Here is a 24912-nt window from a genome sequence, read left to right as displayed (position 1 = left end):
GTATGAAGAAAGCAGTATTTATCTTGATGTTGATTCTGTTCATAGTAATCGATGTATATACCTTGTGGCTTATGTCACCTGATTTTTTGTTTCCAAAAAGAAGCATATATGTTACAAATCAAGATGACTATATAGTAGAAAGTGTAAAAGAATATTTTCACATTGAATATGATGTTAGTAAGATTGTTTATCAGCAAGGCTTTCCAGATGGCTATTCTTTGGATATATATGACGCAGTTGGAGAGAAACACGAAGAATTTGATGACACATTTAATGTTGCCGAAAGTGATAAAATACAACAATATTTTTTGAATTTAAAGCCAGATACACCCAGATATTTGAGGCTATTCACGGCAGAACTTATAATTGAGTTCTTTGCAATTGCAGTGGTTATTATTGCTAATATAAGAAAGAATCGAAGAAAATACTTGGAAAATTGTTCATAAGTTTTGGGGTAACACGGATTAATAAGGTTGACAGTAATTTGTCAATTTCCAGTTTGTCGAACGGAATATAAAGTATTAAAGACGATAGAAATAAAAAATCTATCGTCTTTTTCATGCCTATTTTCAATTTATATTGCAATCAATAAATAGGGAAAACTCGCAAGAGTTGCTAACTAGTATTTCAAATGCCTCTCACTAATATATACACGACAAAATGCTAGTTCCCTTAAATATGTTACAGAAAGTAAAGGAGAAAAGATGATAAGGATAAGAAGCCCTACCTAATAGATAACTAAATATACAAATACTTGGCGATTGGAATTAACTTTTCAGTCGTTTTTTTAATTGGAGGAAAAAATGGACAAAGAAATGATTAATATCAATGCTAATCTGTTAAAAGAACCTACTTTTGGAACTTTTACAAGAGGTGATGAAGAGGTTCAAGTTGTAAATTTTGCTCTTTCGAAAGGATATGGAAAAGGTAGAGAGTATATCAACTGTGCAGCCTATGGCAATAAATCTGAAGTGGCTAAGGAATTTTCAGAAGGTGATTTCATTCATGTATATGGTTACTTCAATAAACGAACTAAAAATGGAAAGACATATAAGAATTTTGTAGTTATGTCTATGAACAAAATTGAAAAGAAATAAGAAAACGAGGAGGAATAAATAATGGATTTTTTTGTACAAGCAGTTAATGTATTAAAGATTTTGGTAATGGCAGTGGGTGCTGGTCTTGGAGCATGGGGTGTTATTAACCTTATGGAGGGATATGGTAATGATAATCCTGGAGCAAAATCTCAGGGTATTAAGCAGTTAATGGCTGGAGGAGGCATCGTTCTAATCGGCTTAAAACTAATTCCATTACTTTCAAATGTATTGAAGTAAGGAGAGTAGCCTATGTTTGGTATTTTCGATAAGATAGAGGAATTTTTTAAAGAGCTTCTTCTCGGGGGAATCCAAGCAAATCTTGAGTCAATGTTTATCGACATTAATGATAAAGTCGGAGCAGTTGCAACCGATATAGGCAAGACACCAATGGGATGGAACTCAGAGGTATTTAACTTTATTAAGAGTATCAATGATAGTGTCATTATTCCAATTGCAGGTTTAATCATTACAGCAGTTTTATGTATTGAACTGATAAATATGGTTATGCAAAAGAATAATATGCACGATACAGATACCTTTGAGTTTTTTAAATACATGATAAAGATGTGGATAGCGGTATGGCTAGTATCTCATGCCTTTACATTCTCAATGGCAGTCTTTGATGTTGCACAACACCTTGTAAATCAGGCGGCAGGAGTAATCAATACTTCTGCTACCGTTTCAGGTGATCAAATTGTTCAGATGGTTGAGGGATTAAAAGACAAAGGACTTGGAGAACTGGTGATGATACTCTTTGAAACCTCGCTTGTTAAAGTTGCAATACAGGTTATGTCGGTAGTCATAATGCTAGTTGTCTATGGCAGAATGTTTGAGATATATGTTTACTGTTCAGTTTCAGCAATTCCATTTGCCACTATGGGAAATAAGGAGTGGGGACAAATTGGAACAAACTATATCAAAGGTCTATTTGCTATTGGGCTTCAAGGCTTATTCTTGATTATATGCTTGGGTATTTACGCAGTTTTAGTAAAGACGATAAAGATAACGGACATTCATGCAAGTACCTTTATGATATTAGGCTATGCATTACTTCTTGGTCTAATGATGCTAAAGAGTGGAACGCTTGCAAAGAGTGTATTAAACGCACATTAAGGAGGATTTTTAATGATAGAAGTAAAGAAAAAGTTGTTTCCTGTTTCAATTATTGCAGTAGGAATTGGAGCATTTGCTATCTCGATTTTTAACAGGAACAAATTAAAGAATTTAGAAGATGAAGTAAAAAGTACAAGAGATGATGTGAAATCTATTCTTTGTTATCAAGAGCAGAAAAATGCATTCATTGAGTCAGAATTAGAAGAGATGAGAAATGAAGTTGCTTCATGCTATGAGCATTTTGAAGCATTTTCAAAGGAAAAAGAAGATGGGAGGTAAGTTATGGGCTATGTACCAATTCCCAAAGATTTAAAAAAGGTAAAAACAAAGGTAGCCTTTAATCTTACAAGAAGACAATTAATTGGATTTACACTTGCTGGACTGGTTGGTATACCAGTCTATTTATTTATGAGAAAGTTTATGCCTAATGATATAGCGATACTGTTTTTAATTGTATCAACTCTTCCAATCTTCTTTGTAACACTATTTGAAAAAGATGGACTTACCTTTGAGAAATATTTTAAGCACATATATCTACACAAGTTTTATCAACCACAGAAGCGAGTGAGAAAGGAGGTTTACCTTGAACAAGAAAAGAAAAATACAGCAAATTCAGTTAGAAAAAAATCAAAAGGTATTAAAGGAAAACAGAAGAAACCTGAAAAAAGAAAAGCTGACTAAGCAGAAGAAAAAAGCTTCTCTAATCGACTTAATATTTAAGAAAGAGCCTAAGAGATATACTGTTGAAGACACAATACCTTATCTGAGAATGCTAAAAAGTGGAATATGCCAGCTTGATGAAAAGCACTATAATAAGTGTATTGCATTTCAGGATATAAACTATCAGATTGCCTTAGAAGAAGATAAGGATTTGATTTTCAATCAATTTGCGAATGTCTTAAACTCTTTTGATCCAAGTGTAGATATTGAGTTTTCATATATCAATCAGCTTGGAAGAAATAATGAATTAAAAGCAGCCATTCAGATACCGGATAAAAATGATGGTTATGATGATATTCGATTAGAGTTTCGTGAGATGTTAAAAAGTCAGCTTGCAAAGGGAAATAATGGTTTAAAGAAATCGAAGTATATCACCTTTGGAGTTGAAGCGGATAGTTTGGAGCAAGCGACTGCAAAACTTGAGCGACTTGAGATTGATATATTATCAAATCTAAAGAGCATGGGAGTTCGTGCTGAGGGCTTAACTGGAGAAGAAAGATTAAAGGTATTGCATGATATTTTAAATCCAGATAAGCTCTTTTCTTTTTCCTATAAAGACTTAAAACCAAGAGAAAGTACAAAGACTGTTATTGCACCAGATTCTTTTAACTTCGTGCCAAGTAAGTATTTTAAGTTTGGAAAATATATTGGAGCTGTAAGTCATCTTCAAATACTTGCAAGTGAGCTATCGGATAGAATGCTTGCAGAATTTTTAGATATAGATGACAACATCAATATTTCTTTTCATATCAAGGCAGTTGAGCAGACAGAAGCTATTAAAATGGTGAAAAGAAAAAATACAGATATTGATAAGATGAAGATTGAGGAAAATAAAAAGGCAGTTAGAAGTGGCTATGACATGGATATCTTACCAAGTGATTTAATTACCTATGGTGATAATATTAAGATGCTTTTAAAAGACCTCCAGACAAGAGATGAGCGTATGTTTATCGTAACGATTGTCTTTATGAATTTTGCAAGGACAGTACAAAAGCTAGATACGACTATTTCTCAGATTTCATCTATTGCAAGTAAGCATAATTGTAAGATTAAACGCTTAGATCATAGTCAAGAACAAGGTTTTATCAGTGTATTACCTCTTGGCGTAAATAAGATTGAAATAGATAGAGGACTAACCTCATCATCTACAGCAGTCTTTTTACCATTTACAACAGAGGAACTTTTCATAAACTCATCAAATAGCTTGTACTATGGATTAAATGCCTTAAGCCATAATCTTATTATGGCTGATAGAAAAATGCTTAAAAATCCAAATGGCTTAATTTTAGGTACGCCTGGTTCTGGTAAGTCCTTTTCTGCAAAGCGTGAAATGGCAAATGCTATTCTTACAACAGATGATGATGTCATTATCTGTGATCCAGAGGGTGAATATGGCAATCTTGTTAAACAGTTTAAGGGAGAAGTTATTAAGGTTAGTGCAAAGAGTAAAGACTATCTAAATCCACTAGATATAAATATGAACTATGGAGATGGTGATGCACCACTTAAGGATAAGGCGAACTTTATTATGTCTATGCTTGAACTTGTGGTTGGTGGTAGTGGTCTTACGGCAGAAGAAAAATCTGTTATAGATAGGTGCTTACCAAGAATTTATGAGAAGTATTTTGAGAATCCAATTCCAGAGAATATGCCTATACTTCAAGACCTTTACAATATGTTAAAAGGGCAAGAAGAAAAGGTTGGAAAGAAACTTGCAACAGAAATGGAAATCTATGTTTCAGGAAGTCTTAATGTCTTCAATCATCAGTCAAATGTGGATTTAAATAAGCAACTTATTTGCTTTGATATTAAAGAACTTGGAACGCAGCTTAAGAAGATAGGAATGCTTGTTATTCAAGACCAGGTTTGGAATAAGGTTTCTCAAAATAGAAATACCGGCAAAAGTACAAGGTATTACATTGACGAGTTTCACTTGCTTTTAAAGGATGAACAGACTTCACAGTATTCGGTGGAAATCTGGAAGAGATTTAGAAAATGGGGTGGTATTCCAACAGGAATTACACAGAATGTTAAAGATCTACTTGCAAGTAAAGAAATTGAAAATATTTTCGATAATACGGATTTTATTCTAATGCTTAATCAAGCAACAGGTGATAGAGACTGGCTTGTTGTAAAGCTTAAAATCTCAAAGGATCAGGAAAAATTCGTTACCAATTCGAGAGCTGGTGAAGGTCTGATTTTCTTTGGAAATACCATTGTTCCATTTGTAGATAATTTCCCTAAAGACACAATCCTATATCAAAAGATGACTACAAAACCTGAAGAAGTGAGGTAGCGTCTTATGAGTAAAAAAAGAAAGCGAGATTTGAATGAAAAGTTAAGGGCAAGAGAAGAAAAAATAATCACAAATGCTGAAACAGATGATGTCCTAGATTACAAAAGAAAAACTGGAGATGATTACAGGGATAAGGTTGTTAAAGAAGAAAATAGGTTTCAAGATAAGATTCACGAGAAGATAAGTAAAAGGGCTGATATTACTAGTGAAATAGACACAAGTAACAAGAGCAAAAATGCTATAAAAAGAAATATTCGAAGTAACAGTTTTCAAGCCGAAGTAGCCAAGTCAGATTATCAAACAGAGGTTAAAGAAAATCGTATCTATGATCCTTTAGCAAAAGACCAAGATGGTGATGGAGTTATTGACAGATACGATAATGATTTTAGAGACAGTGATGTATCATATGAGCCTTTAGGTAATAAAAAATCCAAACTTCATGAAAAGCAGAAAAGGTCACTTAAAAGAAAGAACTATTCTGATAAGCTCTTTACAAGAAAAGGGGTGGATAAGAAAAAGGAAGATAACACTAAAGCTTCTAAAACTGGTAAAGAAGCCATCAGAGATAGGGAAAAGAAAAATCAGCTTTATAAAAGGTATAACAAGGAAACCTTAGTCGGTGGAAGTGTGATTGGAGCTGCAAAACTTGGTGAGGTTACAAGTGCTTATCTATCATCTGGTAGTGATGAAAATGCATCGGTTGAAGCTGCTGAAAAAGGCTTAGGAAATTCCTCTAAACTTATTCATGGTGTAAAGAATTATTCGGACAAGAGAAAAAGTAAGAAGCTATATGATTTAGAAAAGAGCGATAGGAAAATCCAAAGTAGAAAATCTAAGCTTCAGTTTAGAAAGAGCATGGACGAGGTTAAGAAGACTGACCAATATAAAAAAGCAAATACTTATAAGAAGTTTCAAAAGAAGAAACAGATGAAGTCAGCTATCTATAAGCAAAATAAGACAAGAATTAGAGATAGAGTTAAAAAGACACTGATGGATACATTCAAGGTATCTAAAGACTTTATCATAAGAAAAGCAAAAGTGGCAGCAATAGTAGTAGCTGCCATAATTATTTTTGGAACTTTTGTATTTAACTTTGCAAGCATGACAATGGGTGGATTTGCTAACTCTACGAGTAGTGTTTTAACAACATCATATTTATCAAGACCAAATGTTTTAACTGAGATTAACCAAAGTTTTTCAAACAAGGAGAATGACTTATATAGCGAGCTTGAAAATGTAGAAAAGAATAATCCCGGATACGATGAATATATCGTAAGAAAAAATGGAGATATTGGTCATAATGTTCATGAGCTTTTATCCTATATCACTTCAAGATGTGGTGAAGTAAAGAGTTTGTCTGAAGTTAGTAGTATTTTAGATGACTTGTTTAAGACTATGTACCATGTCGATTATAAAGAGGAAATAGAGATAAGATATAAGACTGTAACTGGAACTTACACTGATGAAGAGGGGAACGAATATACCGAGAGCCATGAAGAACCTTATGAGTATAGAAAGCTCATTGTTACTTTAAGTAAAAGAGAAATAGATAGCGTGGTTCGAGAAGTCTTCGCCAAGTATCCAGACAATTTAAAGCATTATGAAGCACTATTCCTTGCACAGGGGAATATGGGCGAAATGTTTGGCAACACGAATCTCATTACTGCAAATGGTGGTATAGGTGGAGGAAAAGAATACGAAGCATCCTCTGATATTCAAAAGAAAATTGTAAATGCAGCATATATTACTCCATCACCTGGAGCAGGTTGGTGTGCAATGTGGGTTTCTCAGGTTTATCAAAATGCAGGTCTTGGATATATCGGAGGTAATGCTAATGATATGTACCGAAACCATACATTTACTTCTGATAGATCAAAGTTAAAAGTAGGAATGCTTGTAGCAGTTGAAAGTAGCAGTAGTGGTGGACAAGCCGGACTTACTTATGGTCATGTTGGAATTTATATTGGTGATGGTAAGGTAATGGATAATATCGGAGTAGTTAGGGTAACAACCTTAGATGATTGGATTGCAACATTCTGTAAACACCATCCAGTAGGATTTGGATTTCCACCAAACGTACAAAGATAGAAGGGAGTGGAAAATGTGAATAGGGAACTGAATACTGTTAATAAAAAAATTCAAAAATTATTAGATAAGAAGGCTCAGATTGATAAAGATTTAGAGCCTTTATTTATTCGTAAAGAAGAACTATTAGACCAAGAATATGTAGTGATTTGTAGAGAGAACAATATCACTCTTGAGGAATTAGTGAAGATGTTCAAAGAGAAAAAAGAAAAGGAGAAATATAGTAATGAAAAGCAAATTGAAGAATAAGAAAGTATTGGCCGCACTTATTGGAGCAACGTTACTTTTGATTTCAATTATAGGTGTGATGACTGTAAATAAGCAGATTGTATTTGCAAAAGATGGAACTGTACTTTCAATGCTTAATCCGATTGAAGCTCTTGCAGAAACGGAAGAGAAATTTGAAGTAAAGATTAAATATGTATTTTCAGACAAGAAAGTATTTAAAGAGGAAATTATAAAAGCGGAGAAAGGACAAATCCTTGATAGTGGTGATTTGCCAATGTTACCTGACGATATGAAATTCATTGATGATTTTCTTTATTATGAAGTCAAAGGTGATGGAAAAGATGAGATTATCCGTAAGATTGAAAAGATTGTAAAAGATAAAGCAACTCAGACTGAAAATGATAAAGATAAAGAAAAGAAGTCAGATGAAGCAAAACAAGATAAAGCCACTCAAACAGAAGAACCTAAGAAAGATTCATCAGCTCAAACTGATATTACTAAAAATGATTTAGATAAGATGGATAAGGAGTCTAAGGACTTAAAAGAAAAGGTAGATAATCTTAGCAAGGAACTTAAGGACAAAAACAAGCTAAGTGATAAACAAAAAGATAAAATCAAAAATCTTGAAGATGAAATTGAAGCTTTGGAAAAGAAAATCAAAAAGAATAAGAATTCTATTGATTCATCAAAGGAAAATATTGAGCTAAAAAAATCTATTGAAGAGTTAGAAAAGAAGACTAAGGAACTACAGGAAAAGCTTAATTCTGTAAATAAGATAGGGACTAATGTTAATCCAACTATTTCAAATCCAGTACCTAAAAACAGTGGATCATTTAGTAGTTTTATTCCAAGCACGCCTATAAATACAGGAAAAGGTAGCGATGCTTCTGGTAATGTTTCAACACCAACATCTAATACAGAAAATAAGGTGGAAACTAAGTCAAATAAAAAAGAGGAGAAACAGGAAATCCGTTATCCGAATAAGCTAACACCTAAACAGACTTCAAGTAATGGAGATACGTCTTCTATGGATGGAACAAGCAAGCCTGTAAATACAAATAAAGGAGTAGCGTCAGCACCATCAAAGGCAAGAGGATCTGTTACAGAGAATAAGGATAATGCAAACAAAGATTATCCAATTCACCACAACGATGGTAAAGATAATAAGTCTACGGATATGTATTCAGCAGACGCAAGACAGTTTGTAACTTTTACAACTAAAAATGGAAAGACTTTTCATCTAATCATTAACCATGATGAAGATAGCGAAAATGTAATGCTTTTAACAGAAGTTTCAGAAGATGATTTATTAAATATGGTTGAAAAGAAGGAAACACAAAAGGAGATTGTAAAGGAAGAACCAATAAAAGAAGAGACTAAACCAGTGAAAAAAGAGGAGAGTAGCAATATAGGAATATACTTAATTCTGATTCTTGTAGTAGCTGGAGCTTTAGGTGTAGGTTATTACTTTAAGGTTGTTAAAAAGAAAGAGAATGAAGAACTTGAAGCATTAGAAGATGATGACGATGATTTTTTCTCAGAAGCTGATGAAAGTGAAGAAACATCAGAAATAGAGGTTGAAGAGATCGAAGAAGATGAAGAATAAAATGCATCATAAATTATATGATTTTTGGTGCAAGTTAAAGGCGAGAGAGTATTATCTTTCGCCTTATTTTATTTGAAAGATTGGAGATAATATGGATTTAGTTATTGCAGAAAAACCGAGTGTAGCTATATCAATTGCAAAGGTAATAGGAGCTACAAAAAAGAAAGATGGATACTACGAGGGAAATGGATATAGGGTATCCTGGTGCGTGGGTCATCTGATTCAGATGGCAAATCCTGATAGCTACGATGAAAAGTATGCTAAGTGGAATATGGAAGATTTACCGATTATTCCGAGTGAATATAAGTATGAGGTTTCAAAATCCACTAAGAAACAATTTAGTATCTTGAAGAAACTATTGAATGATAAAGAAGTAGAGAATGTAGTAAATGCTTGTGATGCAGGTCGTGAGGGGGAAAGTATTTTTAGACTTGTTTACAATCAAGCAAATTGTAAAAAGAAGATGAAACGACTTTGGATTTCATCAATGGAAGATAGTGCAATAAAAGATGGTTTTAGAAACTTAAAAGATGGAAGTTACTACGATGATTTATTTGAATCCGCCAAGGCAAGAGCGATTTCAGATTGGCTAGTCGGGATGAATATTAGTAGGCTTTATTCTTGCCTGTATAAGCAAAATTATAGTGTGGGAAGAGTACAAACACCCACACTTGCAATGATTGTAAATAGGGATGATGAAATCAGTAATTTCAAGAAAGAAAAATATTATACAGTTGAGCTTTCTTTAGATAAATTTTTACTTTCTACAGGCAGAATTGATGACAAGACTATCACAGAGCAGCTTATCAATTTAGTAGGTAATTCCATAGAAATTACTGATGTCTTTCAAAAAGAAAAGATAACAAAGCCTGAGTTACCTTTTGACCTTACAACACTTCAAAGAGAATGCAACAAGTATTTTGGATATAGTGCGAAACAGACACTTGATTATGCTCAAAGTCTTTATGAGAAGAAGTTTATAACATATCCAAGAACTGATAGTAGATGCCTGACTGAAGATATGATTACAAGCGTCATTAATAATATCTTAGGCAAGAATGACTTTGATACTGAAAGAATTAAGATAGTGTTTAATTCTAAAAAAGTTACGGATCACCATGCGATTATACCAACAATCAGCTCATTAAAAGAAGATATTTCAACTCTTCCAGAAAGTGAAGCAAAGGTATATAGACTTATAACAAATAAACTTCACGCAAGTGTTGGATACCCTTTAGTAGAAAATACTACAAAAATTGTTGCTGAGTTTGATGGTTTTGAATTTAGTAGTAGTGGCAAAGTGATTATTGATGAGGGATTCACTAAGTATTTAAAAGAATATAAAACTAAGAAAACTGAAGATACATTACTACCAGGTGTAAAGGTAGGCGAAGTATTTGAGATAAGAAATAAAGAAGTAAAAGAGAAATATACATCACCACCTAAGCATTTTACGGAAGATACACTTTTAAAGGCTATGGAAGTAGCGGGTAATGATGCCTTAGAAAAAGGCATTGAGGTAGAAAGAAAAGGACTTGGTACACCGGCAACTCGTGCAGGTATTATTGAAAACTTGATTTTAAAAGGTTTTATCGAAAGAGATAAAAAGAATCTAATTGCAACCAATAAAGGAATTAGTTTGGTGACTATTGTTTCAGATACTTTTAAATCGGCAGAAACTACTGCTGAATGGGAAATGAAACTATCTGATATTGCTAATGGAAAGGCGAATAAGGATGATTTCTTAAAATGTATTGAGAATGAAATAAGAGAAACAGTAGGGATATATCGTAAATAATTTTTAGGGGAATGAGAGCTAATCTTGTTCCCTTATTTTATTGGAGGTGATTAAAATAGATGAGCTAAATGTATTAGAACTGTTTGGTGGTATAGGTGCAATTAGAAAAGCTTTAATAAGGCAAAAAATATCTCATAAGATGGTGGATTATGTAGAGATAGATAAGAATTGTGTTAAAAGTTATAATGCACTTTATGGCGAAGAATTTGAGCCTAAGAGTATAGTAGATTATCATCCATCAGATGAAAAAATAGATTTATTAATGCATGGTAGTCCCTGTCAAGATTTCAGCAGAAGCGGCTTAAAGAAAGGTGGCACAAAGGGCAGTGGTACAAGAAGTAGTCTTCTTTTTGAAACAATACGAATAATAGAAGAAATGAATATTAAGCCCAAGGTTGTGCTTTGGGAAAATGTAAAGGGAGTTCTCGATAAAAATTTGAGAGCTTCCTTTTTTCATTACTTAAAAGAAATGGAGAGACTAGGATATGAGAGCAAATATGAAATTCTAAATGCTATGGACTTTGGAATACCACAGAAAAGGGAGCGTATATTTGTTGTAAGCATATTGGGGAATAATTCTTTTGATTTTGGCAAACTCGAAAAAACACAAACAAGGGATATATCTGAATTTCTTGAGAAAGACGCTTCAAATCTTTATGAAGTAAGGCAAGAGTCAATGCTTAGACATATAAGAGGAGAACCTAAGAATAATAATTTTAGAGGAAGACTTAAAGTGATAGATAAGTTTGCCTACACAATTTCCACCAAGCAAGTGCGTATTCCTAATTCAGGAATTATTGATTTATGTAATGGCAAATATAGATATTTAACTGAGCGAGAATGCTTTAGACTTATGGGTTTTAATGATGAAGACTTTAATAAACTCAGAGCTATATATCCAGGAAGAAAAGGTAAATTATCGTCAATACTGTATAAACAAGCTGGAAATAGCATTGTCGTAAATGTGTTAGAAGCAATATTAAAAGAAATTTTGAAGAACTAGGAGGTAAAGATGAGAACGAATGATTTTTACAACATAATTGAGCTTGTAAAAAGAGATGTTTTAGATAGTGAAAGAGAATATCTAAAGCTCTTAAAGGTCATTGGAAATAATCAAAGATATGACTTTTTAAGTCAACTTAGTATCTATGATAAAAATCCTAATGCAACTGCTTGTGCAAGCTTTGATATGTGGAGGGAAAGATTTAATCGAACTGTCATGAGAGGGCAAAAGGGGATACCTATTTTAAACGACAGTAATGCTTTTCAAAAGGTAGGATATATCTTCGATATTAGTCAGACGGTATCGATGGATAGAAATGTTAATGAAGTGGAACTATGGTCTTTTGATAGAGAAAAGCATGAAAATGCATTAAAAGATATGATTGAGCTGCAAGGGTATGATTCAAGTGAAAACCTATCAGAGAATCTATATTCTCTTAGCAGAATATACGCAGATGAAAGCATATATGAGCTTGCGAATAATCTGAGGATTGCTGATGAAGATAGAAACTCATTTGTAAATTTTATGAGAAATTCTATTAGCTTTGCAATTTCAAATAGATTTAATCTGGATTATCCTATTCCAATGGATAACTTACAAGAAAATTTTAAGTACCTAGATAGAATTTCTTTAATGAGTGTTGGTAACTGTATTTCCAATGCTTGTAGCAATATTATTGAAGCTACGATGGTTAGAACAAGAAATTTATATGTCAATTACGACCTGACAAAGAGTATAGGCGCCGATTATAATAAGCTTAACGAAAATAATAATGAATTAGGAGGTATGGAGAATGCTATTCGATCAAATGACGAAAGAGATGATAATGACAGAAACCGAATTTTCAGGGATGGAAAATACGGACGAGATAATTTCGACAATCAAAGAGAAGACTTTGAACAATCTGGAGGAAGAGAAGAAGTTCATGGAAGAATTTCCGAATCCGATTTACGCAGTGATGAGATTGGACTTTCTAACAGAGAGCAGCGAGGAGAAACACTATCAAATGCTAATAGACCTTTACAAAGAGAAGAGCCTAGTGAAACACTTGATGGAAGTTCAAAAGAGAGCCATCGACTTTATGAGGAAGGAAAAGCCGAAGATGATGGAAGCATGGAAAATAGAGAGCGAAACGAATCCAGAATACAAGGCAATGATTTCAGCCTTGAAAGAGATGACAATCAAGGAAATAGTGGAAGCTTAGAAAATAGCATTGAAAAAACAAACGAGGGAGCAGAAAATGCTTCCTTTTTCTATTCTAAAGAAGATCCATACAATTTAATGACTGATGAAATGCTTGAGCGTGTTCCAAAAATTTATGACCAAGAACATACTGATCTGGCAGATACTCAGGTTCATGCAGCATATATCATTCCATTTAGAAGCAATTGGACATGGTATATGACGGAATATGATAGGGAAACAGGCGATGCATTTGGTCTTGTTTTAGGAATTGAACCAGAGTGGGGATATTTTAATATTCATGAGCTTGAAGAACTGAATGCTCAGAGACTTATTTTAGAAGATTTTCCAAAGACTTTTAGAGAACTTAAAGATAGAGAATTAAAAAAACAGATGGATGAACATGAGCTTCAAATGGTCTTTAATGGGGAACTCAGTTTTGAAGATCAAGTAATTCCTAAAGAAGCTAGCAATCAAGTAATAGATAAATTTGAAGAAGAATTAAGCCCTAATTTTGCTGAAGAAGTTGGCTCTATTATGGAAGAATACGAAGTAGAAAGAGATGTTGCAATTAGCAGACTTGCCACTAGTAAATTAGAAGAAGCTCTTCAAGGAACAAACATTGGGATTGATGATTTTAATTTTGAACAATTAGAACAAATTATGAGTGCTATAAAAGAGTATGACTTTTATGGAAATGAAATTACTGAGATTGCAGATCCTAAACTTCCTGTATGGAAGATGGAACATTTAAAATGGCTTATTGATGATTGGAACAAAGGTCTGGATGGTGTTACATCAGAAAAGATAAAATATCTGAAAGAGTTAGACATTGAACTTGCTAAGTTTAATGTGCTTAAAGGTTATCTAATGAATGATGAAGTAAGCATAAGTCAAATTGAAGAATTTAAGGATAACATTGACTTTGTTACGATGAGTGAGTTTGTTGATAGCCTTAAAGATTACGCATATAACAATCAGAATGAGAAAATAGCAGTTAAAGTCGGCAATGAATTTATACTTGCAAGTAAACAAGATAGCTTAGGGATTAATATTGAAGATACTGGAAGAAAAGTAGAAGTTGATGGAATAGAATATTCACTTAATCGAGGAGTAGATTTTAAGGAAAGCACAAAGGTTGATACTTTAATTGATATTGGAAAATATGAAGCATATAAGATTGCTGATTATGTTGTAGAAGCCAGTCAAGTTGAAGCAAAACAAGAGACACTTTTTGATTACCTTAATCCAGAAGAAGATAAAGAAAAATCATTAGACTTATCTGTTGGGAAAACGGTCTACATGGATCATGAGGCATATAAGATTGATGATGAAGTGAGCTTTAATGAGATTCTAAAAAAGAATGATTTAAGACTTGCTCCTCTAAGAAATGGTAATCATATGATGCCTATAGTAAGTTTTGCAGATGATAAAGAGCTATTAGAAAAGATTAGCTTTGATAGACCTAAGCTACTTGTTGGAGACGAAGTTCACTATAAAGATAAAGACTACACTATAACTCGCTTTGACGAGATGGGTGGTGGTCTTAAGACTGTTACAATAAAAGATAATGTTGAGTATCTTGGAGGAATGATTACGGGTTCAGAAGTTATTCCGTATAGATTAGAAAGTGATTTAGAAAGACTTTTTGGACTTGAGGAAAAGAAACAAGAGATAGTATCAAACTTTAGAATTACAGAAGATATTTTCCCTGATAAACTTACTCCAAGTGAAAGGTTAAATAATAACCTTGAAGCCATTTCAATGCTTAACAGGATAGAAAAAGGTGAAAGGGATTTAGATATTACAGCACAGGAAACTTTAGCTAAATATGTTGGGTGGGGAGGACTTTCCGATGTCTTTGATGAAAGTAAAGACGGACAATGGAAAGAAGCTAGAGCTTTCTTAAAAGAAAATTTATCACCATCAGAATATGAGGCTGCTAAGGAATCTATCTTAACAGCTTTTTATACGCCTAAAATTGTAATTGATGGAGTATATAAGACACTTTCAGAAATGGGATTCAAGAGTGGAAATATCTTAGAACCATCTATGGGAGTTGGAAATTTTATCGGTAATCTTCCAAATGAAATGAACGAGTCAAAGTTTTATGGAGTTGAGCTTGATTCTGTTAGTGGCAGAATTGCAAAGCTTCTTTATCCTGAAAGCGATGTACAAGTTAAAGGATTTGAAGAAACAAGTTTTTCAAATAATTTCTTTGATGTGGCAATTGGTAATGTTCCGTTTGGCGAATTTAAGGTTAATGATAGGGAATACAATCGTAATAACTTTCTAATTCATGACTATTTCTTTGCTAAATCTATTGATAAGGTGAGAAATGGTGGTGTTATAGCATTCGTCACATCATCTGGAACTATGGATAAGAAAGACGAAAGTATCCGTAAATATATAAATGCAAGAGCAGAATTTTTAGGTGCAATAAGACTTTTTAACGATACCTTTAAGGGTGTTGCCGGTACAGAAGTAACTTCAGATATTATATTCCTGAAGAAAAGAGATAGTGTACTTGAGCGTGATGATGACTGGGTTCATTTAGCGGAAGATGAAAATGGTCTTGTATATAATAAATATTTTGTAGACCATCCAGAACAAGTTCTTGGAAACATGAGAGAAGTAAGTGGAAGATTTGGAAAAACTCTTACTTGTGAGCCAATAGCATTTTTACCTCATGAAATAAATATGTCTTCTTTAAAAGATCGTATTGAAGCTGCAGGTGAAAGAATATCAAAAGATGCGAAGTATGAAGAGATAGAGTTGTTAGATGATGAAGTAACAGCAATCCCAGCAACAGATGATGTAAAAAACTTTTCCTACACAATCATAGATGAGGAGGTATATTACAGGGAAAATTCACTTTTTGTTAAGAAAGAAGTATCGGACAAAAACAAGGAAAAGATTAAGGATTATCTCGAATTAAATGATGCACTAAAGGATGTAATATACAAGCAAAAAGAAGACTTTAGTGAAGCTGAAATAAAAGAATCTCAGGATAAATTAAACGAAGTCTATGACAGTTTTTCTAAGAAGCACGGCTTTGTAAATAACCTGAGTAATACTAGAGCTTTACGAGAAGATAGTAACTTCCCACTGGTATCTTCTATTGAGATATTGGATGAAGAAGAAAACTTTAAGGCAAAGGGAGATATATTCTCGAAAAGAACCATTACAAAAGCGAAAGTTATTGACCATGTAGATTCTTCACTTGAAGCATTGGTATTATCTATTTCACAAAAAGGCTATGTAGATTTTGATTACATGACAAATCTAACCGATAAGGATAGAAATACTCTTATAGAAGAACTTAGAGGAGAAATCTTTCTAAATATTAGGGAGAAGAATGTTAGTTTTAATCAGAAGCTTTCTTTTGACTTGGAAGATGGTGATTTACCATTTGCTTGTAGCGATGAGACTAACTCCTTTAAGTATACCTATGTAACGAAAGATGAATACTTAAGTGGAAATATTAGAGAAAAAATAGGTATTGTAGATAGTTATATCAATAGGTTACGACAAGTAGAACGAATGCTTCCAGAAGAAAGTGAAAACGAAAGAAAAACACTTGTAAACGAACTAAGCAGACTGGAATATCAAAAAGCAGAACTTCAAAGAGTAATGCCAAAAGAACTTGAAGCCAGTGAAATCAATGTAAGGCTTGGTGCAACATGGATTCCACCTAAAGATATTGAAAGATTCATATTTGAAACATTAAAGACTCCAGGATATGCAAGATGGGATATTAAAGTCAAATTTTCACATTTAACCAGTGAATGGAATGTTGAAGGTAAGAGCAAAGACAGGGGAAATGACCTTGCAGAAATGACTTATGGTACAAGCAGAGTAAGTGCCTATAAGCTTATTGAAGATGCTCTAAACCTAAAAGAAACAAAGGTGTTTGACCAAATTCTCAATCCAGATGGTTCAAAGACTTCGATACTAAATAAAAAAGAAACTATGCTTGCGGGGCAGAAACAAGAACTTATAAAAGAAGAGTTTAAGAATTGGATATTTAACGATCAGGATAGAAGAAATAGACTTGTAAAAGCCTATAATGAAAAATTTAATTCTATCCGTAATCGAGAATATGACGGATCAAATTTAAGCTTTGATGGAATGAGTACAGATATTTCGCTTCGTCCACATCAAAAGAACGCAATTGCTAGAATACTTTATGGTGGTAATAGCTTACTTGCTCATGTAGTAGGGGCCGGCAAGACTTTTGAAATGGTGGCAAGCTCAATGGAAGCTAAGAAACTTGGAATGTGTACTAAGTCATTGTTTGTTGTGCCAAATCATCTTACAGGGCAAATTGGTCGTGAGTTTATGCAACTATACCCATCAGCTAATATTATGGTGGCCGATAAAAAAGACTTTGAACCAAAGAATCGAAAGAGATTTATTGGAAAGATCGCAACAGGCGAATATGATGCAGTTATTATTGGGCATAGTCAATTTGAAAAGATTCCAATGTCTAAGGAATATCAACAAAAGCACATTCAAGACCAGATTGATGAGATTATAAATTATGTAGAAGAGTACAAGCATGATAGAAATCAAAATTTTACAGTAAAAGAGCTTCAAAAAACCAGAAAGAAATTAGAAACAAGGCTTGAAAAGTTAAATGATGATTTCAAAAAGGATGATGTTATTACTTTCGAAGAGCTTGGCGTAGATAAGCTGATTGTTGATGAGGCACATAACTATAAGAATCTATATCTTTATACAAAAATGAGAAATGTTGCAGGTATTGGGCAATCAGAGGCTTTTAAGTCATCAGATATGTTTATGAAATGCCGATACATGGATGAAATGACTGGTGGCAAAGGAATTGTATTTGCGACAGGCACTCCAGTATCAAACTCAATGACAGAGCTTTATACTATGCAAAGATATTTACAGTATGACACTCTGAAAAAGAATGGACTAGAGCATTTTGATTCGTGGGCTTCAACTTTTGGAGAAACACAATCTGCTTTTGAATTATCTCCAGAGGGAACAGGCTACAGAGTGAAGACTCGTTTTTCTAAGTTTTATAACCTACCTGAGCTTATGAGTATGTTTAAGGAAGTAGCCGATATTCAAACCGCAGATATGCTCAATCTTCCTGTTCCAGAAGCTCATTTTAAAGTTATTAAAACTGAACCAAGTGAAGAGCAAAAAGAAATACTAAAGAGCTTGTCTGAAAGGGCTGATAAAGTGCGTAATAAGTCCGTAGAGCCTGAAGAAGATAATATGCTTAAGATTACTAATGATGGTAAGAAACTTGCATTAGATCAGCGTTTAATCAATCCATTACTTCCAGATGATGAAAACTCAAAGGTGAATGTATGTGTTAAAAATGTATTTTCTATTTGGGATAAGACAAAAGAAGAAAAATCAACACAGCTTCTATTTTCAGATATGTCTACACCAAAGGGTGATGGCAGCTTTAATATCTATGATGATATTAGAGATAAACTTGTGGATTTAGGAATACCAAAGGAAGAAATTGCCTTTATTCATGAAGCCAATACCGATAAGCAAAAAGATGAACTCTTTGCAAAGGTAAGAAAAGGTGAAATTCGTATTTTAATAGGTTCTACTCAGAAGATGGGTGCTGGTACAAATGTGCAAAATAAACTTATTGCAATGCACGATTTGGATGTGCCATGGAGACCTGCTGACCTTGAGCAGAGAAGTGGCAGAATTGTTCGCCAGGGTAATGAAAATAAAGAGGTTAATATTTATCGTTACATCACTGAGAATACCTTTGATGCTTACCTTTGGCAGACGATAGAGAATAAGCAGAAATTTATTTCACAGATTATGACTTCAAAGACTCCTGTTCGTGTTGCAGAAGATGTAGATGAAAGTAGTTTGAACTATGCTGAGATTAAGGCTCTTGCTACTGGTGATCCAAAGATAAAAGAAAAGATGGATTTGGATAATGAAGTCACAAAACTTAAAATGCTTGAGGCAAACTATAAGTCCAATCGATATAGATTAGAGGATAAGGTTGCAAAGACATATCCTGAAGAAATAGCAAGGACTGAAAAGCTAATTGAAGCAGTGAAAAAAGATATTGAAAATGTTGAACCACAAGGAAGTGGTGAAAATAAATTCACTTCTATCACGATTAATGGCGAGATAATTCGAGATAAAAAGATAGCTGGAGAAAAGCTCTTAGAAGCGATTAAAGGTGTAAAAATTAATAAAAGCAAGGTCATAGGACAGTACCGAAATATGGACTTAGAGGTAAGCTATAACTTCTTTACCAATGAGCATAATTTCATTTTAAAAGGTGCTACAAACCATTCAGGAGAACTTGGTACAAGTGCAGATGGTAATATCACAAGACTTGATAATGCTATTGATAAAATGCCAGAAAAGTTAAATCGTCTTGAAGAAAAACTTGTTAGCACAAAGGAACAACTGGAAAATGCCAAAGAGGAATTGAAAAAGCCTTTTGAAAAAGCAGATGAGCTAAAGACAAAAGTATTAAGACTTGCAGAATTAAACAAGCTACTTGATATGGGAGAAGTAGAAGAAAAAGAAAATCTTAATCCATTACTTGAAGATGTAAAGAGGGCTATTGTAGATTTTTGTAAAAGGGAATATGAAGATGATAGTTATACCTATGAAAATTTTAGTAATCTATTTCCTGACCTTGCTCATATTGGAATTGCATATACTACTACACCAGATGAAAAGCATGAAATTCAATATGAAATTAGCTTAGAAGATTTTACAGCTACTCAATATATCAATGGAGAACCAATTACAAAGATTGATTATCTCAAAGACCTTGGAAGTGAAGAAAAGGCGTTGGAATTTCTAAAACAAGAAATGGAATATGGAGACTTTGGAGAGTTTGTATCTATTGATGATAATGACCTTAAAAAAGCATTAGGTCTTGAAAGAGATGACGATGGTAATATCTATGATCCTCTTGCAAAAGATTTGGACAATGATGGTGTGGCAGATAGATACGATAATGACTTTAGAGATAGTGACTATTTTGAAACTACTTATGATGTAGAGGATAATATTCACACAAGGGCAGAAAGCAAAGAAAAGGTATCTGAAAAGCCGTCTATCTTGGGACAGATTAAGTCATATCAGTCAGAAGAAAAACAAGCAGAAACAAGAGAAAATAAATCAAAAGAACACGATGAACGTTAAGGGGCTTATTACAAGCTCCTTTTCAATTTTAGTAGAAAAATGGAGGAATATTATGAACTACAAAGAAATGAGAAATACACTAGAACAAATGGCAAACGAAAATCACGAAGATTTTGCAAAGGCACTAATTAGTTTTGAAAAAGGAATCAATGATAAAGATGCCTTGGACAAGTTATACCAGGAGTATATGGATAATGACAGTATGAGCTTACTTAATGATGAGTTTGATTACTTGATTGATGAACTTAGAGAAAATGGACAGATTAAAGAAAGTGCAGCAATCGAAAAAGAAGATAATAATCTGGTGAACATTGTTGGGAATGTCGTAGGTGAGATTGAAACAATTGAAAGAGAAAACAAAAATGGAGAAGCCTTTAAAGTAGTTAATTTTTCAGTCGTATCAAAAGATGATGATGGCAACAAGACTTATACAAATTGTTCAGCTTATGGAGATAAGGGAGATATTCCAAAGGATTTTAAGCAAGGTGACTTTGTAAAGCTTTTTGGTCAAGTAAGGACATCCATTGACGATAACGGAAAGGAACATACTAATGTTAGAATCCTATCGTCTAAGCTTTTAAAAGCAAAGGAACAGATGAAGAATCAAGAAGAAAAGAAAGAATCTGTGCTTGGAGCAATAAAGAAATATAAGGCTGAAGAAAAAGCAAAACCTATGGAGAAGAAAGAATCTTCAAAGGAAACTGAGAGATAAGATATGTCGGTGTGGTCTTCGGACTGCACCGATTATTTTTTATTGCAAAATTGGTTCGAGAAAAAAGAAGATAATACTACTAAAAGTTCTATTATTATGCTATAATAGAAACGATATGATATTAAGATGGATAAGACTGGAGGATAATCATGTCGAAACTAAGCTATAAAAAATTATTTAAGAAATTAATAGATATAGAAATGAAGAATACTGAGCTTATGGAAAAAGCAAAAGTAAGTAAAAGTACATTCTACAAAATAAAAAATGGCGAAAATGTTACTACTGATGTATTGCTAAGGATATGTGATGTATTGGAATGTGATATTTCGGATATTGTGGAATGTGTAGAAATTGAAGATAAATGAAAATAAAGATATATGAAAAAATGGGAAGGAGATTTAATAATGGGAAACTCAATATTAAATAAAGCTAGATATAGTAGCAATAATACAGATGAGTGGTATACAGATTATAAAACAATAGAAAATGAAGTTAAGCATTATGAATCTCAATTCAATGGAAAAAAAGTTTTGTGTAATTGTGATGATCCTTACGAATCTGCTTTTGCAAAATATTTCCTTAAAAACTTCAATTGTTTCAAGCTTAAAAAACTTGTATGCATATCATATGCAAAGTCGGCGATGCATTCTAGTGAAGATGGCAGAGGGCTTCTACTTGAAGTTGATAAAATGCCATATTTTACTGATGGCGATTTAAATAATGACAAGATATTTGAAGCTTTAAATAGTAATGGGAATATTAAAAAGTTAATAGGGGATGGTGATTTTAGAAGTCAAGAATGTATAAATTATTTAATCGATTCTGATATCGTTGTAACTAATCCACCTTTTTCTAAGTTTACAGAGTTATTTTCATTAATTACAAAATATGACAAACAATATTTATTGATTAGTAATCAGAATGCAATAACATATAAAGAAATTTTTCCTTATATAAAGAATAATAAGGCTCGTGTGGGATATCATTTTGGAGATATGGCATTTAGGGTACCAGATAATACAGAACCTAGGAAAACAAGATTTTGGGTAGATGAATTTGGAAAAAAATGGCGAAGCTTAGGAAATGCAATGTGGCTGACGAATTTAGAGGTTTCCAATGATAGTGGTAAAAAACTAGTTTTAACCCATAGCTTCAAAGAAGAAAACTATCCAAAGTATGATAATTTTGATGCAGTTCATGTATATAGAGTTTCAGAAATACCAATGGATTATTATGGAATAATGGGCGTACCTCTTACATATTTGAAATATCACAATGACAAGATGTTTGAAATTGTTGGGGAGGCAAATCATGGTTCTGATAATGAATATGATCTTTTTAAACCACAAATAAATGGAAAAGAAACATTTAAACGAATATTGATTAAAAGACGAAAGCGAGACAAAAGAATGGAATTTAGAATACTTGATTTATTTTGTGGTGCTGGAGGAATGTCTTATGGAATGCATAAGAATAGCCACTTTGTAACAAAAGTTGCGTTAGATATTAATGAAAAATTGGCACAGACATTTAAGGAGAATATTCCTGAGTCAGAATTGATTATTGGAAATATACAAGATAAGGCGATTAAGGAAAAGATAATAAATCTCTCTAAGAAGAATAAAGTAAATATGATCATTGGCGGACCTCCATGCCAGGGATTTTCCTTAAAGGGCAAAAAATTAGGCTTAGATGATCCTAGAAACTTTTTGTTTATAGAATATCTACATTTGGTTCAGGAACTTAAGCCTCTAGTTTTTGTAATAGAAAATGTAAAGAGTTTAATGTCTACATCTAACGGATGGTTTAAAAATCAAATTATAAGTGAGATAAAAAAATTAGGTTATGAAGTTAGTGTAGGTATAGTTAGAGCAAGTGACTATGGAGTTCCACAAAATAGGGAGAGAGTTATATTTCTGTGCAGCAAAAATAAAGCAATTTCTTTGCCAGAGCCAACAGTTAAAAAACCTACAACAGTTAGAGATGCTATCGAAGATTTAGCATATTTAAACTCAAATGAAGGTGATTTTGAACAAAGTTATATTACTGAAGCAAAAACAGAGTATCAAAAGCTCATGAGAAAAGATAGTGATAGGTTATATAATCATAAGGCTTCTAATCATTCTGAAATTGCAATTCATAAGCTTAGCATGATACCACCAGAAAAAGGTAAAGAATATTTGCCTGAAAATCTTTTAGGAAAGCAAAAATTTAATTCAACATGGGGGAGATTGAAGTGGGATGAGCCATCTCCAACTATAGACACAAGATTTGATGCTGCATCAAATGGTACAAATAATCATCCGTTTTTGAATCGCTCTATTACACCTAGAGAAGCTGCCCGAATTCAGTCATTTGATGATAGATTTATTTTCTATGGTAATAAAGTTGATATTAGAACACAAATTGGTAATGCGGTGCCACCACTTATGGCAAAGGCTATCGCCGATCATATATATGAAAATTTAGTCAATAATGAGAGTGAGGTAATTGAAAATGAATAATCAAATGGCTTATTTAGTAGGTATGATATTAGGAAACGGAGAAGTACAAAGAGATGTTAATAGCACTACGATTACGATAGAAATACCACATAAGAATTTAAGAGATGATGAAGGGCTAGAAGTTTCGGTATATGTAAAAAGTAGTTTAGCTGATATTAGAAGCGTTATCGAACCACTTTTAGGACATTCCTTGCCTATTTCACAAACAAAAAGTGTAACAAGGGTGTCTTTTACAAAGCCTAATGAAGATTATACAATGAGGGAAATTTTAAGATTTATTGGAAATGGAATTCATCACTCAACAATGACAATGAATGATGAACTATTTAATATGTCTACTGACGAAAAGAAAGAGTTACTTAGAGGAGTGGCAGATGTAACAGGATACATTAGGAAAAGTAATATTGCATTTGGACAAGATGGCTGCCATAGAGTATATATTGAGATTCCAGGTAATTGGCAATTTGTTATAGATATAGCTAATATGTTGAAAACATTAGATATACCAGTGCAAACAATAGATTTTGGACATCCGAATTTTAGAGATTCTAATTTAAAAAAATACAACGAAGGAAAACCTAATTATTGGAAAAAGGAACATCAAGTAAAGATATGGGCAAATGAATTTTTGCCTATAGGATTTAACATTGTTCATAAGCAAAGGGCGTTAGAAAGATATGCTGAAGAACTGCTTGACTATTTAGATGAAGAAAAAACACATCAATTTTACTGGGAAAAACCTGTTAGATTAAGGAATAAGCCTATTCATCCTATGGAAAATGATGATAGCTTGCCTGAAAAAATAAGAGGCAAGCATTTTGACTCATGGACTCAATTAGCAAAGGAGTTGGGATATGGCGAATAATGTAAGAAGTGAATTTGATCTATATCCTGGCATGTGCAGATGGTTAGATACATACCTTAAAGACAAGTTTAAAAATAAAAGATGCGAAGTGTTTGTGTTAGATTGTCATTCTGTATATTTGGATTCAATTTTAGATAAATACGATGTAATACAATATTATCCACAAGTTGTTGGATTGAAAATTGAAATTGATGTTTTAGGAATTGTAAGATGGAAGGATAGAGCTGAAATCTATCTGGTTGAAGCAAAAAAGACAGCTTTAAATCTTCAAAACTTAGGGCAATTATTGATATATTGTAAACTTTGCAATCCTGAGGAAGCGTATTTATTATCCTCTGGCGGTTTAGGTAGCTTAAAAAAAGTTTTAAATAATTTAAATAGGGAAGACCTTCTTGATTATGGAAGCGGAAAAAGAATTAAAAAAATTAAGGTTGCCAGATGGGATATAACTAAAGATGGGATAGATAATCATTCTATTGTGCCTAAAATTTAGAATTTATTATTTTTGAAAAGGGGTGATTTTA

General features: G+C 33.0%; 18 protein-coding genes. All 18 read left to right on the top strand.

The features are described from left to right. Positions 1–2: 2 nt before the first annotated feature. The 18 genes from HMPREF1514_RS08340 (at position 3) to HMPREF1514_RS08255 (ending at position 24881) form a co-directional block, all read left to right on the top strand. Entirely contained in the window at positions 3–446 is a 444-nt protein-coding gene (locus HMPREF1514_RS08340; protein WP_037598667.1) for a hypothetical protein, read from the top strand. A gap of 357 nt (positions 447–803) precedes the next feature. Next, the gene (locus HMPREF1514_RS08335; RefSeq protein WP_037598666.1) at positions 804–1097 is read left to right on the top strand and encodes a hypothetical protein; all 294 of its coding nucleotides are present in this window, start codon (positions 804–806) and stop codon (positions 1095–1097) included. Positions 1098–1118: 21 nt separating this feature from the next. Then, complete coding sequence (locus tag HMPREF1514_RS08330; protein WP_000345446.1) at positions 1119–1334, top strand: Maff2 family mobile element protein; 216 nt, start codon at positions 1119–1121, stop codon at positions 1332–1334. Positions 1335–1346: 12 nt separating this feature from the next. Continuing rightward, the gene (locus HMPREF1514_RS08325) at positions 1347–2210 is read left to right on the top strand and encodes a VirB6/TrbL-like conjugal transfer protein, CD1112 family (RefSeq protein ID WP_000466903.1); all 864 of its coding nucleotides are present in this window, start codon (positions 1347–1349) and stop codon (positions 2208–2210) included. A gap of 12 nt (positions 2211–2222) precedes the next feature. Then, a complete protein-coding gene (locus tag HMPREF1514_RS08320) occupies positions 2223–2489 on the top strand; it encodes a hypothetical protein (protein ID WP_000573637.1) in 267 nt (88 codons plus the stop codon). A 3-nt stretch (positions 2490–2492) separates the two neighbouring features. After that, positions 2493–2891 (top strand): PrgI family protein, encoded by a 399-nt coding sequence (locus HMPREF1514_RS08315; RefSeq protein ID WP_000542590.1) that lies wholly within the window; start codon positions 2493–2495, stop codon positions 2889–2891. Further along, positions 2794–5226 (top strand): VirB4-like conjugal transfer ATPase, CD1110 family, encoded by a 2433-nt coding sequence (locus HMPREF1514_RS08310; RefSeq protein ID WP_037598665.1) that lies wholly within the window; start codon positions 2794–2796, stop codon positions 5224–5226. The genes HMPREF1514_RS08315 and HMPREF1514_RS08310 overlap by 98 nt, the downstream gene beginning before the upstream one ends. Before the next feature lie 6 nt (positions 5227–5232). Continuing rightward, positions 5233–7314, top strand: a complete 2082-nt coding sequence (locus HMPREF1514_RS08305; RefSeq protein WP_037598664.1) for a CHAP domain-containing protein — start codon at positions 5233–5235, stop codon at positions 7312–7314. Between the two features lie 15 nt (positions 7315–7329). Beyond that, entirely contained in the window at positions 7330–7560 is a 231-nt protein-coding gene (locus HMPREF1514_RS08300; RefSeq protein ID WP_001078452.1) for a hypothetical protein, read from the top strand. Beyond that, a complete protein-coding gene (locus HMPREF1514_RS08295) occupies positions 7538–9145 on the top strand; it encodes a CD1107 family mobile element protein (protein WP_037598663.1) in 1608 nt (535 codons plus the stop codon). Before HMPREF1514_RS08300 ends, HMPREF1514_RS08295 begins: the two co-directional genes overlap by 23 nt. Before the next feature lie 91 nt (positions 9146–9236). Continuing rightward, the gene (locus tag HMPREF1514_RS08290) at positions 9237–10943 is read left to right on the top strand and encodes a DNA topoisomerase 3 (RefSeq protein ID WP_037598662.1); all 1707 of its coding nucleotides are present in this window, start codon (positions 9237–9239) and stop codon (positions 10941–10943) included. A 55-nt stretch (positions 10944–10998) separates the two neighbouring features. After that, entirely contained in the window at positions 10999–11946 is a 948-nt protein-coding gene (locus HMPREF1514_RS08285) for a DNA cytosine methyltransferase (RefSeq protein WP_198014314.1), read from the top strand. A gap of 9 nt (positions 11947–11955) precedes the next feature. After that, positions 11956–20307 carry a helicase-related protein gene (locus HMPREF1514_RS08280; RefSeq protein ID WP_037598660.1) on the top strand — a complete coding sequence of 2784 codons (8352 nt, stop codon included), beginning with the start codon at positions 11956–11958 and terminating at the stop codon, positions 20305–20307. A gap of 52 nt (positions 20308–20359) precedes the next feature. After that, the gene (locus HMPREF1514_RS08275) at positions 20360–21019 is read left to right on the top strand and encodes a hypothetical protein (protein ID WP_037598659.1); all 660 of its coding nucleotides are present in this window, start codon (positions 20360–20362) and stop codon (positions 21017–21019) included. A gap of 149 nt (positions 21020–21168) precedes the next feature. Further along, positions 21169–21384 carry a helix-turn-helix domain-containing protein gene (locus tag HMPREF1514_RS08270; protein WP_037598658.1) on the top strand — a complete coding sequence of 72 codons (216 nt, stop codon included), beginning with the start codon at positions 21169–21171 and terminating at the stop codon, positions 21382–21384. 39 nt (positions 21385–21423) lie between these two features. Next, a complete protein-coding gene (dcm, locus tag HMPREF1514_RS08265; protein WP_037598657.1) occupies positions 21424–23523 on the top strand; it encodes a DNA (cytosine-5-)-methyltransferase in 2100 nt (699 codons plus the stop codon). Continuing rightward, on the top strand, positions 23516–24388 hold the full coding sequence (locus tag HMPREF1514_RS08260; RefSeq protein WP_037598656.1) for a hypothetical protein: 873 nt from the start codon (positions 23516–23518) through the stop codon (positions 24386–24388). The genes dcm and HMPREF1514_RS08260 overlap by 8 nt, the downstream gene beginning before the upstream one ends. Further along, positions 24378–24881, top strand: a complete 504-nt coding sequence (locus HMPREF1514_RS08255; RefSeq protein ID WP_037598655.1) for a hypothetical protein — start codon at positions 24378–24380, stop codon at positions 24879–24881. Before HMPREF1514_RS08260 ends, HMPREF1514_RS08255 begins: the two co-directional genes overlap by 11 nt. Positions 24882–24912 lie beyond the last annotated feature (31 nt).

The organism is Streptococcus sp. AS20, assembly GCF_000524255.1.
Lineage (GTDB): Bacteria > Bacillota > Bacilli > Lactobacillales > Streptococcaceae > Streptococcus > Streptococcus constellatus.
The sequence above is the reverse complement of the archived record's forward strand: the minus strand, read 5'-3'. Positions and strand labels throughout refer to the sequence as shown.

Excerpts from the sequence above, each read along its gene's own strand:
- HMPREF1514_RS08315 (WP_000542590.1), top strand. The coding sequence starts at position 2,493 with ATGGGCTATGTACCAATTCCCAAAGATTTAAAAAAGGTAAAAACAAAG.
- HMPREF1514_RS08335 (WP_037598666.1), top strand. The coding sequence starts at position 804 with ATGGACAAAGAAATGATTAATATCAATGCTAATCTGTTAAAAGAACCT.
- HMPREF1514_RS08320 (WP_000573637.1), top strand. The coding sequence starts at position 2,223 with ATGATAGAAGTAAAGAAAAAGTTGTTTCCTGTTTCAATTATTGCAGTA.
- HMPREF1514_RS08290 (WP_037598662.1), top strand. The coding sequence starts at position 9,237 with ATGGATTTAGTTATTGCAGAAAAACCGAGTGTAGCTATATCAATTGCA.
- HMPREF1514_RS08270 (WP_037598658.1), top strand. The coding sequence starts at position 21,169 with ATGTCGAAACTAAGCTATAAAAAATTATTTAAGAAATTAATAGATATA.
- dcm (WP_037598657.1), top strand. The coding sequence starts at position 21,424 with ATGGGAAACTCAATATTAAATAAAGCTAGATATAGTAGCAATAATACA.
- HMPREF1514_RS08280 (WP_037598660.1), top strand. The coding sequence starts at position 11,956 with ATGAGAACGAATGATTTTTACAACATAATTGAGCTTGTAAAAAGAGAT.
- HMPREF1514_RS08275 (WP_037598659.1), top strand. The coding sequence starts at position 20,360 with ATGAACTACAAAGAAATGAGAAATACACTAGAACAAATGGCAAACGAA.
- HMPREF1514_RS08305 (WP_037598664.1), top strand. The coding sequence starts at position 5,233 with ATGAGTAAAAAAAGAAAGCGAGATTTGAATGAAAAGTTAAGGGCAAGA.
- HMPREF1514_RS08325 (WP_000466903.1), top strand. The coding sequence starts at position 1,347 with ATGTTTGGTATTTTCGATAAGATAGAGGAATTTTTTAAAGAGCTTCTT.
- HMPREF1514_RS08255 (WP_037598655.1), top strand. The coding sequence starts at position 24,378 with ATGGCGAATAATGTAAGAAGTGAATTTGATCTATATCCTGGCATGTGC.
- HMPREF1514_RS08260 (WP_037598656.1), top strand. The coding sequence starts at position 23,516 with ATGAATAATCAAATGGCTTATTTAGTAGGTATGATATTAGGAAACGGA.
- HMPREF1514_RS08340 (WP_037598667.1), top strand. The coding sequence starts at position 3 with ATGAAGAAAGCAGTATTTATCTTGATGTTGATTCTGTTCATAGTAATC.
- HMPREF1514_RS08295 (WP_037598663.1), top strand. The coding sequence starts at position 7,538 with ATGAAAAGCAAATTGAAGAATAAGAAAGTATTGGCCGCACTTATTGGA.
- HMPREF1514_RS08330 (WP_000345446.1), top strand. The coding sequence starts at position 1,119 with ATGGATTTTTTTGTACAAGCAGTTAATGTATTAAAGATTTTGGTAATG.